Genomic DNA, 13657 nt, shown 5'->3' with positions numbered 1-13657 from the left:
CCGCGAGGGGGTCGGCGGCGTCACGTCGGGCGGCCGATGCGGCGGTGCCGCCGCCGGCTGGAGGTCGGGCGACGAGGCTCACACCTCGTCCAGGTCGTACCAGGTGAAGGGCAGCGATCCTGCCCGATGCAGGTTCGCGATGACGGATTCGTCGTCGGTCACGTCCGCGGAGAATGTGCTCAGTGTCGGCCCGGGCGGCAGCAGCCCCTCGGCCAGCAGCGCGTCGACGAGCGCCGTGCCCTCGATGCCCGCCTGTCGCAGGGCCGCGACCTCGCTCTGATCGAGGTCGAAGCGAGCGAGGCCGTTGCCGAGGTCGGTGCCGTAGGCGACCGCTCCCCCGGCTGCGGCGAAGCGCGCGAGGTTGTCGGTGGCACGCGCGAAGGCGAGCTCGTCGCCGTCGCGGCTGTGCATCGCGAGCGTCGAGATCCACGTCTGGCTCACGGCCGCAGCACGGATGGCGTCGTCGTCGAGCCGCTCGGTCCATGGCGTGTGCGCGAGCACCCCGACCCCCGCGGCGATCGCGCGCTCGGCCTGCCCGGGCCCCTGCACGTGCGCGACGAGCGGCAGCGCCGCGGCACGGGCCTCAGCGACCAGGGCAGCGAGCACCGCGTCGTCGAGCACCGGCCCCGCCTCGCTGTTGAGCGTGACCTTGATGGCGGAAGCACCGGCCGCGGCCTGCGAATGCACGGAGCGCGCCGCGTCGGCGGCATCGGCGAGCTCGGCGACCGCGCCCGGCGGCGCCCAATCGCGGTCGGACGGGTAGCCGCCGACTGCTGTGTGGAAGGGACCCGCGAAGCGCACGTCGAGGCCGCGATGCGCACCGTGGGCCGCCTCGAGCATCTCCGGCAGTGCGGCGGGATCCCAGCCGAGATCGAGCACCCGGCCGAGCGCGGTCGGCTCGTGCAGCGCAGCATCGACGAGCCCGACGTGCACGTGGGCGTCGGTGATGGGCGGCAGCAGCGAGCCCTGGATGCGCCTGCGGATGCGCGGCGGCGCCTCGCCCTCCGGCACCAGGCGCATGCCGGTCTCGCTGAGCTCGACCAACGCATCCGTCACCCAGTGGCCCGCGATGCGTGCGCGCTCAACACGCGCGAGGACGGGCGCGGTCACTCCTCGATCCGGGTGCGGACGACGTACAGCTCGGGGAAGAAGGTGAGCTCGAGTGCGCGCTTGAGGAAATCGACGCCGCTCGATCCGCCCGTGCCATGCTTCATGCCGATCGTGCGCGTGACGGTGCGCAGGTGGCGGAAGCGCCAGAACTGGAAGTTGTCCTCCAGGTCGACGAGCTCTTCGCATGCCTCGTAGGCGCGCCAGTCCTCATCGACGTCGGGGCGGCCGGCGTCCTCGTAGATCTTCTGGAAGACCGGCACGAGCGCCTCGGTGTACACGTGCGCCTTCGTCACGTCGCGCTCAAGCAGTTCGGCGGGCACGTCGTGGCCGCGTCGGGCGAGCAGCCGCAGGAACTCGTCGTAGAGGCTCGGGCGGTGCAGCTCGGCCTCGAGCGCGGCGTGGTCGGCCGGGTTCGACTCGAACACCTGCAGCATGCGCGCGTGCTTGTTGCCGAGCGCGAACTCGACCATGCGGTACTGGGCGCTCTGGAAGCCGGAGGCGCTCGCGAGCGAGCCGCGGAACTGCGCGTACTCGGTGGGCGTGAGGGTGGCGAGCACCGACCACTGCTGCGTCAGCACCTCCTGGATGTGCTTGACGCGGGCGATGCGCTTGAGCGCCCCGCCCAGGTCGTCGGCCGCGAGCAGCCGCCGGGCGTCGTCGAGCTCGTGGATGACGAGCTTCAGCCACAGCTCGGTGGTCTGATGCTGGATGATGAACAGCAGTTCGTCGTGGTGCTCGGGGCTGCTCTTCGGGTGCTGCGAGTCGAGCAGCGTGTCGAGGCCAAGGTACGACCCGTAGGTCATGCGCTCGGAGAGGTCGGTGACGACCCCGTCCTCGATCTCTCGGGTGTTCTCCTCCACTGCCACTGCGGCCTCCTCGCTGCTCGGCCTCAACGGTAACGCGCCGCCGGGCTAGCGAGTCGCGACGAGGGCCGTCGCGCCGCTGGCCTCGTCGGTGCGCACCACGACGCTGACGAACCCGGCCTGCTCGAGCATCGCGGTCGCGGTCTCGACCTGATGCGGCGCGACCTCGGTGACGGCGATACCGCCCGTGCGCAGGCGAGCACCGATCGCCCAGGCGTGCTCGTGCAGCGGGTCGAGCCCGTCGGTGCCGCCGTCGAGCGCGATCAGCGGCTCGAAGTCGCGCGCCTCGTGCGGCATGAGTGCCAGCTCTGCCGTCGGCACGTACGGGAGGTTCGCGGCGACCACGTCGAAGGGCTCGGATGCGCCGTGGTCGTCGAGCGCGTCGAGCGCGCTCGCCTGCACCACGAGTGCGCCCGGCAGGTTGACGCGAGCGCACGCGACGGCGTTCGACTCGGCGTCGACAGCGACGATGTCGATGCCTGGCACCCGATGGGCAGCGAGCGCCGCGATCGCCCCCGTGCCGCAGCCGAAGTCGAGCAGCCGCGGCCTGCCGGTCGCCGCGTCGGCGACCTCGCGCAGGCGGTCGGCGACGATCGTCGCAACGAGCTCGGTGCGGCGACGCGGCACGAACACGCCCGGGTGCACGACGATGCGCAGCTCGGCGAAGCGCGCGCTGCCGACGATGTGCTCGATGGGCTCCCCGAGCGTTCGCCGCTCGACGTACATCTCGATCGCCTCGATCACGTCGCTCTCGTCGGCTGCTCGCTGCAGCTCGGCCAGCTCCTCCTCGGCGAAGACGCTGCCCGCGCCGCGCAGCGCGGCCACCAGCTCTGCCGTATCCCGCATCTCCATCCCGGCCGACGATAGCCTGCGCGGGTGCAGATCGCCGAGACCAGCCTCGACCACCTGATCGCGCTGGTGCGCGTGCCCACCGAGTCGCCGGAGCAGCTGCCCGCCTTCCGGGCGGCGCTGCGCGAGCGCTTCCCGCGCCTGTTCGCCGACCTGGAGGTCGAGGAGCTCGGCGACACGCTGCTGGCGCGCTGGCCGGGTCGCGACGCGTCTGGGGCTCCCGCGCTGCTGATGGCGCACCAGGATGTCGTGCCCGCGCCCGATGCCGAGGGGACCGGCGCCGTGTGGACGCATCCGCCCTACTCCGGCCACCGCGACGCCACGCACGTCTGGGGCCGCGGCACGCTCGACGACAAGGGCTCACTCGTCGGCATCTGCGTCGCGGTGGAGGCGCTGCTGGAGGCGGGCTTCACGCCGGAGCGCGACGTGTGGCTGCTGTTCGGCCACGACGAGGAGACCATGGGCGCGGGCGCCCAGACCGCGATCGCCGAGCTCGACCGGCGCGGCGTGCGGCCCGCGTGGGCGCTCGACGAGGGCGGGGCGATCATCGAGCCGCCGATCGCGGGCGTGACGCGGGATGTTGCCGTGGTCGGCGTCGCCGAGAAGGGCTTCGCGAACGTGCGGCTGCGGGTGGCGCAGGTCGGCGGCCACGCCTCGACGCCGCCGCGACTGCCGGCGACCTCGCGGCTGGCGCGGGCGATCCGGCGGCTGGATTTCGCCACCTGGCCGCGGTCGCTGCCGGAGCCGGCGCTGCGGATGCTCGAGCTGCTGGGCGCGGAGGCGACGGGCGCGCAGGGCGCGGTGCTGCGCAGGGTGCGGCGCGCGCGGCCGCTGGTGGAGCGCCTCCTGGCCCGGCAGGACGAGACGCGCGCGATGCTCGCCACCACCGCCGTGGTGACGCAGCTCTCGGGCGCGGCGGCCGCGAACGCGCTCGCGGAGGAGGCGACCGCGGTCGTGAATGCGCGCATCGCCGTGGGCTCGACCGTGGATGAGACCGTGTTGTTCATGCGCCGCGCGATCGCCGACGACGCCGTCGAGCTCGAGGTGCTGCACGGGCACGAGCCGAGTGCGCAGAGCCCCTCGGATGGGCTCGGCTGGGATGCGATCGAGGATGCGATCACGCGCCTGCGGCCCGACGTGCTGACCGTGCCGTACGTGATGCTCGGCGGCACGGATGGTCGGCATGCGCATCGCATCACCGACCGTGTCTACCGCTTCACGCCGTTCGAGATGACGCGCGACGAGCGTCTGACGCTGCACGCGCGCGACGAGCGCATCCGCATCGACACGTGGCTGGCCGGGTGCCGCTGGTACGCCGACCTGATCGAGACGAGCTGCTGAGACCGGCCTCCCGCAGGTCGAGGAGCGGCACGCGCAGCGCGACGCGTCACGAGACCGGTCGCGGCTCGGTCTCGTGACGCACGCGACCTCCGGCCGCGCGCTCCTCGACCTACGAGGGTCACCTACCGCAGGTCGAGGAGCGGCGCGCGCAGCGCGGCGCGTCACGAGACCGGTGACCGTTCGGTCTCGTGACGCACGCGACCTGCAGCCGCGCGCTCCTCGACCTACGAGGGCCGGAAGTCAGTCGTGCAGGTGCGGCTCGTGCTCGGCGTGGCCGGGCGGCTCGAGCTGGAAGGTGGCGTGCTCGAGCTTGAGCGGGAAGTGCTCGGCGGCGCACTCCTGCAGCAGATCGAGCACGCGCGGCGCGTGCCCGTCGGCGAAGCACGACTGATCCACCACCACGTGCGCGGTGAGCTGGTGCAGCCCCGTGCCGAGCGTCGAAGCATGCAGGTCGTGCACGGAGACGACGTGCTCGATCTCCATCAGATGCTCGCGCACGTCGTCGAGGTCGAGCTCCTCCGGCGCCGCCTCCAGCAGGATGCGACCGGTCTCGCGCAGCAGCACGACCGACCGCGGCACGATGAGCGCCGCCACCAGCGCGCTCGCGATCAGGTCGGCCTGCTGGAAGCCCCACAGCCAGATCGCCACCGCTGCGGCGATCACGGTGACCGAGCCGATGGCGTCGTTCAGCACCTCGAGGAAGGCCGCGCGCAGGTTGAGGCTCGATCCCCTGCCGCCCGCGAGCACCGCGAGCGAGACGAGGTTGCCCGCGAGCCCGACGATGCCGAACACGAGCAGCAGCGGCCCCGGCACCTCGGTCGGCTCGCCTAGCCGGCGCACGCCCTCGACGACCACCAGCAGCGCCACCACGAGCAGCGCGGCCGCCTGCGCGGCCGCCGCGAGCACCTCGACGCGCACGAGCCCCCAGGTGCGGCGGCCCTTGGGCGGCCGCCGCAGCAGCCACTGGGCCGTGAGCGCGACGCCGAGGCCGGCGACATCCGTGAGCATGTGCACGGTGTCGACCAGCAGCGCGAGCGAACCGGTGAGGATCGAGCCGACGACCTGCGCGATCAGCAGCGCCGCGGTGATGCCGAACGCGATCGCGATGCGCGTCGTCGACGCGTCGGCGCCGTGCCCCGCAGCGCCGTGCCCCGCTGCGCCGTGCCCCGCAGCATCGTGCGCGTGACCGCCTGACACCGCCGCCCCTACAGGCGCGACTTCGTGTGCCAGACCGTCTTGGTCTCCGTGAGGGCGATGATGCGCTGCGGCGTCTCGGGCGCGATGCCCGGCTCGGGGCGCAGCACGCGCTTAAGCGTGTCGGCCGCGATCTGCTCGAGCTCGACCCAGTCGAGGTCGCCGGCGCCCGTGAGGTCGAGCGCGTTCACGTCGGCGTGGCCGGCGAGCCACGGCGCGAGCTCCGCGGGGTCACCCGTGAGCACGTTGACGACACCGCCGGGCAGGTCGCTCGTCGCGAGCACCTCGCCGAGCGAGATCGCCGACAGCGGCGAGGCGGCGCTCGGCACCACGACGACCGCGTTGCCGGCGACGAGCGCGGGCGCAATCACCGAGGTGAGGCCGAGCAGGCCCTGGGTCTGCGGCGCGATGGCCGCGACCACGCCGGTGGGCTCGGGCACCGAGATGTTGAAGTAGGGGCCTGCAACCGGGTTCGCGTTGCCGCCGATCTGGGCGATCTTGTCGGTCCAGCCGGCGTGCCACACCCAGAGGTCGATGGTGTCCTCGACCTGCTTGGCGGCGCGCGCGGCGGTGAGGCCCTCGGTCTTGACGAGCTCGTCGACGAACTGCGCCTTGCGGCCCTCGAGCACCTCGGCGACGCGGTACAGCACCTGGCCGCGGTTGTACGCGGTCGCGCCAGCCCAGCCCGGCTGTGCCTTGCGGGCAGCGCGCACGGACTCGCGTGCATCCTTCCTGGACGCCTTGGCGACGTTCGCGACGAAGCGGCCGCGGGCATCCGTCACCTCGGTCACGCGGCCGGACTCGGAGCGCGGGAACGCGCCGCCGATGAACAGCTTGTACGTCTTCGGCACGTCAAGCCGTGCGCTCGACGACTTCGCCGGGGTCTTCGTGGCGGTCTTCGTGGCGGTCTTCTCGGTCGCCATCACTTGCCTGCCTTCAGATATGCCTGCATGCCCTGGCGGCCGCCCTCGCGGCCGTAGCCCGACTCCTTGTAGCCGCCGAAGGGGCTCGTGGGGTCGAACTTGTTGAATGTGTTGGTCCAGACGACGCCGGCTCGCAGCTTGTCGGCGACGGCCAGGGCGCGAGAGCCCTTGTCGGTCCAGACGCCGGCCGAGAGGCCGTAGGGCGAGTTGTTCGCCTTCGCGATCGCCTCGTCGGGCGTGCGGAAGGTGAGCACCGACAGGACGGGTCCGAAGATCTCCTCGCGGGCGATGGTGGAGGATGCCTCCACGCCCGTGACCACGGTGGGCGCGAACCAGTAGCCCTCCTTGGGCAGCTCGCACGCGGGGCTCCAGGCGTCGCCGCCCTCGGCGATGCCGGTCTCGACCAGGCGCGTGATGCGCTCGAGCTGCTCGCTCGAGTTGATCGCGCCCACGTCGGTGTTCTTGTCGAGCGGGTCGCCGACGCGCAGCGTCGACATGCGCTCCTTCAGCCGGTCCATGACGATGTCGTGGACGTTCTCCTGCACCAGCAGGCGGCTGCCGGCGCAGCACACCTGGCCCTGGTTGAAGAAGATGCCGTCGACGATGCCCTCGATGGCCTGGTCGAGCGGGGCGTCGTCGAAGACGATGTTCGCGCCCTTGCCGCCGAGCTCGAGCGTGAGCTTCTTCTCCGTGCCCGCGAGCGCCTTCGCGATCTCGCGGCCGACGGCGGTGGAGCCGGTGAAGGCCACCTTGTCGACGTCGGGGTGGCGCACGAGCGCCGCGCCCGTCTCGCCCGCGCCCGTGACGAGGTTGACGACGCCGGCGGGCAGGCCCGCCTGCTCGCAGATCTCGGCGAACAGCATCGCGGTGAGCGGCGTGGTCTCCGCGGGCTTCAGCACCACGGTGTTGCCGGCGGCGAGCGCCGGGGCGACCTTCCACGACAGCATCAGCAGCGGGAAGTTCCACGGGATGACCTGCGCGGCGACGCCGTGCGGCTGCGGGGCGGCACCCAGGCCCACCCAGTCGAGCTTGTCGGCCCAGCCGGCGCAGTGGAAGAACCACTGGGCGACGAGCGGCACGTCGGCGTCGCGGGTCTCGCGGATCGGCTTGCCGTTGTCGAGCGACTCGGCGACGGCGAGCTCGCGCGCCCGCTCCTGCAGGATGCGCGCGATGCGGAAGAGGTACTTGCCGCGGTCGCGGCCCGACATCGGGCCCCAGGTCTCACGGAAGGCCTTGCGCGCGGCCTTGACCGCGGCATCCACGTCACCCTCGTCGGCGGTCGCGAAGGTGGCGATGCGCTGCTCGGTGGAGGGTGCGATGGAGGCGAAGCTCGAGCCGCCGCCGCGCGTCCACTCGCCGCCGATGAAGAGGCCGTAGTCGTCGCGGAGGTTGAGGATGGAGGTCGACTCGGGGGCCGGTGCGTATTCGAGGAATGTCATGGGGGCCTCAGTCGATCGTGACGTAGTCGGGGCCGGAGTAGCGGCCGGTGGTGAGCTTCTGGCGCTGCAGCAGCACGTCGTTGAGCAGGCTCGAGGCACCGAAGCGGAACAGGTGCGGGTCGAGCCACGCCTCGCCGCAGGTCTCGGCGACCGCGACCAGGTACTTGATGGCGTCCTTCGAGGTGGAGATGCCGCCTGCGGGCTTCACGCCGATGCGCTCCCCCGTCAGCCGCTCCCAGTCGCGCACGACCTGCAGCATGAGCGTCGTCACCGGCAGCGTCGCGGCGGGCTGCACCTTGCCGGTGCTCGTCTTGATGAAGTCGCCGCCCGCGAGGATCGAGAGCCAGGATGCGCGGCGCACATTGTCGTAGGTGACGAGCTCGCCGGTCTCGAGGATGACCTTCAGGTGGGCGTACGTGCCGTCGTCGCGACGGCAGGCATCCTTCGTCTGCACGATCTCGTCGAAAACCTTGCCGTAGTTGCCCTCGAGGAACGCACCGCGGTCGATCACCATGTCGATCTCGTCGGCACCCGCGGCGACGGCATCACGGGTGTCCATCAGCTTGACGCCCATGCTCGCGCGGCCGGAGGGGAACGCAGTGGCGACCGCGGCGACGTTGATGCCGGTGTCCTTCCCAGCGCTCCATGCCGAGCCCAGTGCCTCGACGGCGCCCGCGACCATGTCGCCGTACACGCACACGGCAGCGGGCCGCGGGGTCGAGAGGTCGGATGCGTCGGGCACGAGCGCCTTCGCGACCAGCGAGCGCACCTTGCCGCGGGTGTCGGAGCCCTGCAGCGTCGTCAGGTCGATCATGCGGATGATGAGGTCGAGGGCTGCCGCCTTCGACGTGGTCTTGATGGAGCGGGTGCCGAACTTCGCAGCACGCGCCTCGAGGCCGACCGCGTCGACGGCGGGCAGCCCCTCGAGGTGCCGCCGGAGCGCGACCTCGGAGAGGTCGCCGCCAAGCAGCTGGACGGCGCGCTGCGCGGGGGCGAGCGCCTGGCTGGGAGTGGACACGCTGCTCCTTCTGGACACCGCGGCGGCCCTGCTGGCCGCAACGCGGGGTGGGTGGTGGTGGCAGTCTACCGAGCGCCGATCAGGCTCGGTCGGCGAGCAGCGGCTCGACCGCCTCGCGCGTGAGCTCGACGTCTCGGTGCATCTGTGCGATGAGCTGGTCGAGGCCCTCGAACCGGTGCATCGACCGCACGAAGTCGACGAGCTCGAGCTCGATCGGTCGGTGGTACAGGTCGAGGTCGACGTCGAGCAGGTAGGCCTCGACGGTCTTCGCCTGCACGCCCTCGAACGTGGGGTTGTGCCCGATCGAGACGGCCGCGGCGAACGTGCCCGCGTCGACGTGCGCGATGGCGGCGTAGACGCCGTCGGCGGGGATGAAGCCCTCGATCGGGTCGCCGAGGTTGGCGGTCGGGAAGCCGAGCGCGCGGCCACGGCTGAAGCCGCGCACGACGTCGCCGCGCAGCAGGTGGCGGCGACCGAGCATCTCGTTCGCCTCGGCGATGCGTCCGAGGTCGAGCGCCTCTCGGATCCAGGTCGACGAGACGCGGCGCCCGTCGGTGAAGCAGATGTCGTCGATGGATTCGACGCGCACGCCGCGCGGCTCGCCGAGCTCGCGCAGCAGCGCTGGCGTGCCAGCACCCTTGAAGCCGAAGCGGAAGTCGTCGCCGACCAGCAGCATCCGCGCCCCGAGCCCGTCGAGGAGCACGCGCTCGGCGAACTCCCGGGGCGGCTGCGCGGCGGCGGCCTTCGTGAAGGGGATCACGACCACGCGGTCGGCGCCGGCGGCGCGCAGCAGCGCGATCTTGTCATCGAGCGAGACGAGCGGCAGCGGGGCGATGTCGGGGCGGACGACCTCGAGCGGGTTCCGGTCGAAGGTGACGACCGTCGTCGCGAGCCCGGCGGGCTCGGCGATGGCTCGCAGCTGCTCGAGGATGCGCTGGTGGCCGATGTGCACGCCGTCGAACTTGCCGATCGTGACAGCGCTGGCCACCGTCTCGAGCTCGTCGATCCACGCCATCGGGGCGGCCTCGGATGCGCTCATGCGGCGACCCGCTCCCGGCTGACGCGCAGCCACCAGAGACCGAGGAACGGCAGCACCGCGGGGATGAAGAGGTAGCCGATGCCGAAGTAGCTCCAGACCGAGTCGTGGCCGAACAGTGCGGGTGCGACGAGCGACAGCGTGCCGACGACCAGCACACCGATCAGTTCGAAGCAGACGGCGGCGAGGGCGACCTTGCGGGCCGTCTCGCTGCGCTGCATCGCGAGCGCGACGGTCGCGACGATGTAGACGACCGCCGCGAGGGCGCTCAGCGAGTACGCGAGGGGCGCTTCCTCGAACCGCTGGACGATCTGCACGAACGACCGACCGGTTGCCGCGAGTGCCAGCACCGCGTACACCGCGATGAGGACCCGCCCGATGCCTGCATGCCTGCGCTCGCTCACTCGGTCGATTCTATTCGCTTCCCGGCGCCGCCGGTGCGCTCCCCGCAGATCGAGGAGCGGCCGGCGCCCGTAGATCGAGGAGCGCCCCCGTCCGTAGATGGAGGAGCGGCCCGCCCGTAGATCGAGGAGCGGGCGGCGCAGCCGCACGCGTCACGAGATCGGAGTTGCGAAGGGTCCAACCGGTTTCGTGACGGTCACGCGCCTTCGGCGCGCGGCCTCCTCAACATTGAGGATGGTGGTGGTGGTTCCGGGTCCGTGGCCTGGCCTTCTCCTCGCCCGACTCTCACGATGTCATTCGTAGGACTTGTCGGTCACGGTTCCGGGGCCGCTGCCGTTGGTTCGGTCGGAAGGGAAACTCGCCGAAGGACACTCCAAACGAGACGCCATCAGAGCCCTCAAGCGCTACCTCTGCCGCGAGATCCTCGCCGCCCTCAAACACGACCTCAACCCCACTTGACATCCATAGGACTGTCCTACGGACTCCCGCCGACCCAGGAGCGCCCCCCGTCCGCAGATCGAGGAGCGGCACCGTCCGCAGATCGAGGAGCGGCCCCGTCCGTAGGTCGAGGAGCGGGCGGCGCAGCCGCACGCGTCACGAGATCGGAGGAGCGAAGGGTCCAACCGGTTTCGTGACGGCCACGCGCCTTCGGCGCGCGGCCTCCTCAACCTACGGACTCCCGCCGACCCAGGAGCGGCGCCCGTCCGCAGATCGAGGAGCGGCACCGTCCGCAGATCGAGGAGCGGCCCCGTCCGTAGGTCGAGGAGCGGGCGGCGCAGCCGCACGCGTCACGAGATCGGAGGAGCGAAGGGTCCAACCGGTTTCGTGACGGCCACGCGCCTTCGGCGCGCGGCCTCCTCAACCTACGGACTCCCGCCGACCCAGGAGCGGCGCCCGTCCGCAGATCGAGGAGCGGCACCGTCCGCAGATCGAGGAGCGGCCCCGTCCGTAGGTCGAGGAGCGGGCGGCGCAGCCGCACGCGTCACGAGATCGGAGGAGCGAAGGGTCCAACCGGTTTCGTGACGGCAGCGAGCCTCCGGGTCGCCGCCTCCTCAACCTACGGACGCGGCCGCGCTCACGCGACCTGCACGAACCAGATCTGGTGCATCCGATAGACCATCACCGCGCAGGCGAGGATGGCGATGCCCACCACGAGCGTCTGCCACTCGCCGCGCTTGTCGATCAGTGCCCACATCACCGCGGCCGGCGGGATCAGCAGCGCCGAGATCAGGTAGACCCAGTACTCGAGCAGATCGCCCGTCGGCCCACCACCGAGGATCGGGGCGACGAACGAGGCGACCGCCTGCACGATCAGCGTGAGGAACGCGATCGCGGCAGCACCCAGGATCCAGTCGTTGAAGGGCTTCCGCGCGAAGCCGACGATCGCGACGCCCGCGCCGATCACGCCCAGACCGATCGCCTGCGCAAGCATGAGCCAGCTGATCATCAGTGCACCTCAGTCGGTCGGGAAGTTGGTCACCGGCAGCAGCCGGTTGCCGGAGACTCGGGCGATGCCGATCAGTCGTTCGCCATGCACGGCGGCGACGATGCCGGCCTCCCCCTCGAGCGCGGGCGTCTTGCGACCGTGCGCGAGGTTGGCGGCGCGCTCGTCGTCGAGCTGCGCGACGGGCAGGATGCGGGCCGCAGCCAGTGCGGGCGGCACGAGCAGCTTGGCCGCGCCCTCCTCGGGCAGCGCGTCGGCGATCGGCGCACCATCGACGTCGAACGGGCCGACGTGCGTGCGGCGCAGCACCGTCAGATGCCCGCCCACGCCGAGCGCTTCTCCAAGGTCACGCGCGAGCGCCCGGATGTAGGTGCCGCTCGAGCAGTCGATGATGACGTCGGCCTCCGCACGGGCCCCGGGGCGAAACTCGAGCAGCTCGAACCTGGAGACGGTCACCGCGCGCGCCTTGAGCTCGACCTGCTCCCCCGCCCGCACGCGGTTGTAGGCGCGCTCACCATCGACCTTGATGGCGCTGACCGACGAAGGCACCTGTTCGATGTCACCCGTGAGCGCCGCAATCGGGGCCGCGAGGTCGTCGCGCGTGACGTGCGACGCATCCGCCGTCGTCGCCTCCTCGCCCTCGGCGTCATCCGTCGTCGTCGCCGCTCCGAGCGCGATCGTCGCCGTATAGGTCTTATCGAGGCCGACCATATGGGTGAGCAGGCGTGTCGACGGCCCGATGCCGAGGATCAGCAGGCCCGTCGCCATCGGGTCCAGGGTGCCGGCGTGCCCGACCTTGCGGGTGCCGAGGGCGCGGCGCGCGCGGCTCACCGCGGTGTGGCTCGTGATGCCCTGCGGCTTGTCGACGAGCAGGATGCCGTCTGGGCTGGCGGGGGCTGCTGACACCCTGCGAGCCTACCGGCGGCTAGCCTGGCCGACATGGCGGCGACGAGTGAGCAGACCCCCGCGCGGCAGCGGATCGCGGTGATCGGTGCAGGTGCGATCGGCGGCACGATTGCGGCTCGGCTCGATGCCGTCGGGCACGACGTCACCGTCACCGCGCGGGGCGAGAACCTGGCGGCGATCCGCGAGCACGGGCTGCGGCTGAAGGGCGCCTTCGGTACGCATGTGGCGCGGGTGACGGCACTCGAGGTGCTGACCGAGGCCCCGGATGTCGCGATCCTGGCAGTCAAGGCCACCGGAGCGGTCGAGGCGCTGGAGGCGAACCGCGCTGCACTCGAGGGCGTGCCGCTGCTGGTGGTGCAGAACGGGCTGGGCGGAGAGCGCGCCGCGGCACGGCTGCTGGGGCACGAGCGCGTCGCCGGCGGCATCTCGCTGATGGCCGCGAACTCGCTCGAGCCCGGTGTCGTCACCGTGACCGCGGACGGCGAGACGATCGTCGGCGGCGTGGAGGGTGCGCGGTTCGCCACGCTGCTGACCGAGGCGCTGCCGACCAGCGAGACGCCCTCGATCGAGGGCGCGCAGTGGACGAAGCTGCTCATCAACATGGTGAACGCGATTCCGGCCATCGTCGGGCACTCGGTGCAGGACGTCATCCGCGACCCGGGACTGCGGCGCGTGATGCTCGCGTCGATGCGCGAGACCGCCCGCACGGGACTCGCGGCTGACGTGCGGTTCCAGCCGCTGCAGGGGCTCACTCCCTTGCTCGTGCGCATGGTCGCCTTCGCGCCGCGGCGCATCGCGCAGCAGGTGCCGCTGCGCATCGGGGAGCGACTGGGCGAGGTGCCGAACATGGGGTCGACGCAGCAGTCGATCCGGCGAGGGCAGCTGACCGAGGTGGATGCGATCAACGGGGCCGTCGTGGCGGAGGCTGCGAGGCTGGGCCTGGAGGCACCCGTGAACGCGGCACTCGTGGAGCTCGTGCACGCGGTGGAGCGCGGTCGGGAGTTCATGGCGCCGAGCGTGGTGCGGCAGCTGGCGTGAGTGGATCCGGTCTCGTGACGCGGGCGGCCGGAGGCCACACGCTCCTCGACCTACGAGGGTCGGACCCCGTCTCGTGACGCGGGCGGCCGGAGGC

General features: G+C 71.8%; 13 protein-coding genes. 2 read left to right on the top strand and 11 right to left on the bottom strand.

Features of this window, described 5'->3' with window-relative positions; all coding sequences use genetic code 11:
* Positions 1-78: 78 nt before the first annotated feature.
* From ACJJVL_RS05145 to ACJJVL_RS05135, 3 genes are read right to left on the bottom strand one after another with little or no spacing between them, the layout of a single operon-like run.
* The gene (locus ACJJVL_RS05145) at positions 79-1110 is read right to left on the bottom strand and encodes a hydrolase (RefSeq protein ID WP_405217246.1); all 1032 of its coding nucleotides are present in this window, start codon (positions 1108-1110) and stop codon (positions 79-81) included.
* Positions 1107-1976, bottom strand: a complete 870-nt coding sequence (locus ACJJVL_RS05140; protein ID WP_405217245.1) for a tryptophan 2,3-dioxygenase — start codon at positions 1974-1976, stop codon at positions 1107-1109. The genes ACJJVL_RS05145 and ACJJVL_RS05140 overlap by 4 nt, the downstream gene beginning before the upstream one ends.
* 45 nt (positions 1977-2021) lie before the next feature.
* On the bottom strand, positions 2022-2825 hold the full coding sequence (locus tag ACJJVL_RS05135) for a N5-glutamine methyltransferase family protein (RefSeq protein ID WP_405217244.1): 804 nt from the start codon (positions 2823-2825) through the stop codon (positions 2022-2024).
* A 24-nt stretch (positions 2826-2849) separates the two neighbouring features.
* Here ACJJVL_RS05135 and ACJJVL_RS05130 point away from each other — a divergent pair, with 24 nt between their 5' ends.
* Positions 2850-4163, top strand: coding sequence for a M20/M25/M40 family metallo-hydrolase (locus tag ACJJVL_RS05130; RefSeq protein WP_405217243.1), 1314 nt, complete (start codon positions 2850-2852; stop codon positions 4161-4163).
* Between the two features lie 240 nt (positions 4164-4403).
* Here the strand turns inward: ACJJVL_RS05130 and ACJJVL_RS05125 are convergent, their stop codons facing one another.
* The 8 genes from ACJJVL_RS05125 to truB form a co-directional block, all read right to left on the bottom strand.
* The gene (locus tag ACJJVL_RS05125; protein WP_405217242.1) at positions 4404-5360 is read right to left on the bottom strand and encodes a cation diffusion facilitator family transporter; all 957 of its coding nucleotides are present in this window, start codon (positions 5358-5360) and stop codon (positions 4404-4406) included.
* Between the two features lie 8 nt (positions 5361-5368).
* Positions 5369-6280, bottom strand: coding sequence for an aldehyde dehydrogenase family protein (locus ACJJVL_RS05120; RefSeq protein ID WP_405217241.1), 912 nt, complete (start codon positions 6278-6280; stop codon positions 5369-5371).
* Entirely contained in the window at positions 6280-7719 is a 1440-nt protein-coding gene (locus ACJJVL_RS05115) for an aldehyde dehydrogenase family protein (protein WP_405217240.1), read from the bottom strand. Before ACJJVL_RS05115 ends, ACJJVL_RS05120 begins: the two co-directional genes overlap by 1 nt.
* 7 nt (positions 7720-7726) lie before the next feature.
* Positions 7727-8737: a deoxyribose-phosphate aldolase gene (gene deoC, locus ACJJVL_RS05110; RefSeq protein ID WP_405217239.1), complete on the bottom strand. Its 1011-nt coding sequence runs from the start codon at positions 8735-8737 to the stop codon at positions 7727-7729.
* Between the two features lie 79 nt (positions 8738-8816).
* Positions 8817-9776, bottom strand: a complete 960-nt coding sequence (locus tag ACJJVL_RS05105) for a bifunctional riboflavin kinase/FAD synthetase (protein WP_405217238.1) — start codon at positions 9774-9776, stop codon at positions 8817-8819.
* A complete protein-coding gene (locus ACJJVL_RS05100; RefSeq protein WP_405217512.1) occupies positions 9773-10186 on the bottom strand; it encodes a hypothetical protein in 414 nt (137 codons plus the stop codon). The genes ACJJVL_RS05105 and ACJJVL_RS05100 overlap by 4 nt, the downstream gene beginning before the upstream one ends.
* 1064 nt (positions 10187-11250) lie before the next feature.
* The gene (locus ACJJVL_RS05095; protein WP_405217237.1) at positions 11251-11622 is read right to left on the bottom strand and encodes a hypothetical protein; all 372 of its coding nucleotides are present in this window, start codon (positions 11620-11622) and stop codon (positions 11251-11253) included.
* Between the two features lie 9 nt (positions 11623-11631).
* Positions 11632-12525: a tRNA pseudouridine(55) synthase TruB gene (truB, locus tag ACJJVL_RS05090; protein WP_405217236.1), complete on the bottom strand. Its 894-nt coding sequence runs from the start codon at positions 12523-12525 to the stop codon at positions 11632-11634.
* A 33-nt stretch (positions 12526-12558) separates the two neighbouring features.
* On the opposite strand from truB, the gene ACJJVL_RS05085 reads away from it, so the two are divergent.
* Entirely contained in the window at positions 12559-13563 is a 1005-nt protein-coding gene (locus tag ACJJVL_RS05085) for a ketopantoate reductase family protein (RefSeq protein ID WP_405217235.1), read from the top strand.
* Positions 13564-13657 lie beyond the last annotated feature (94 nt).

Source organism: Agrococcus sp. Ld7 (genome assembly GCF_045064095.1).
Taxonomy (GTDB): domain Bacteria; phylum Actinomycetota; class Actinomycetes; order Actinomycetales; family Microbacteriaceae; genus Agrococcus.
Note: the sequence above shows the minus strand (reverse complement) of the source record. Positions and strands in the feature narration are given on the sequence as shown.

Excerpts from the sequence above, each read along its gene's own strand:
- ACJJVL_RS05135 (WP_405217244.1), bottom strand. The coding sequence starts at position 2,825 with ATGGAGATGCGGGATACGGCAGAGCTGGTGGCCGCGCTGCGCGGCGCG.
- ACJJVL_RS05120 (WP_405217241.1), bottom strand. The coding sequence starts at position 6,280 with ATGGCGACCGAGAAGACCGCCACGAAGACCGCCACGAAGACCCCGGCG.
- ACJJVL_RS05115 (WP_405217240.1), bottom strand. The coding sequence starts at position 7,719 with ATGACATTCCTCGAATACGCACCGGCCCCCGAGTCGACCTCCATCCTC.
- ACJJVL_RS05105 (WP_405217238.1), bottom strand. The coding sequence starts at position 9,776 with ATGAGCGCATCCGAGGCCGCCCCGATGGCGTGGATCGACGAGCTCGAG.
- ACJJVL_RS05095 (WP_405217237.1), bottom strand. The coding sequence starts at position 11,622 with ATGATCAGCTGGCTCATGCTTGCGCAGGCGATCGGTCTGGGCGTGATC.
- ACJJVL_RS05085 (WP_405217235.1), top strand. The coding sequence starts at position 12,559 with ATGGCGGCGACGAGTGAGCAGACCCCCGCGCGGCAGCGGATCGCGGTG.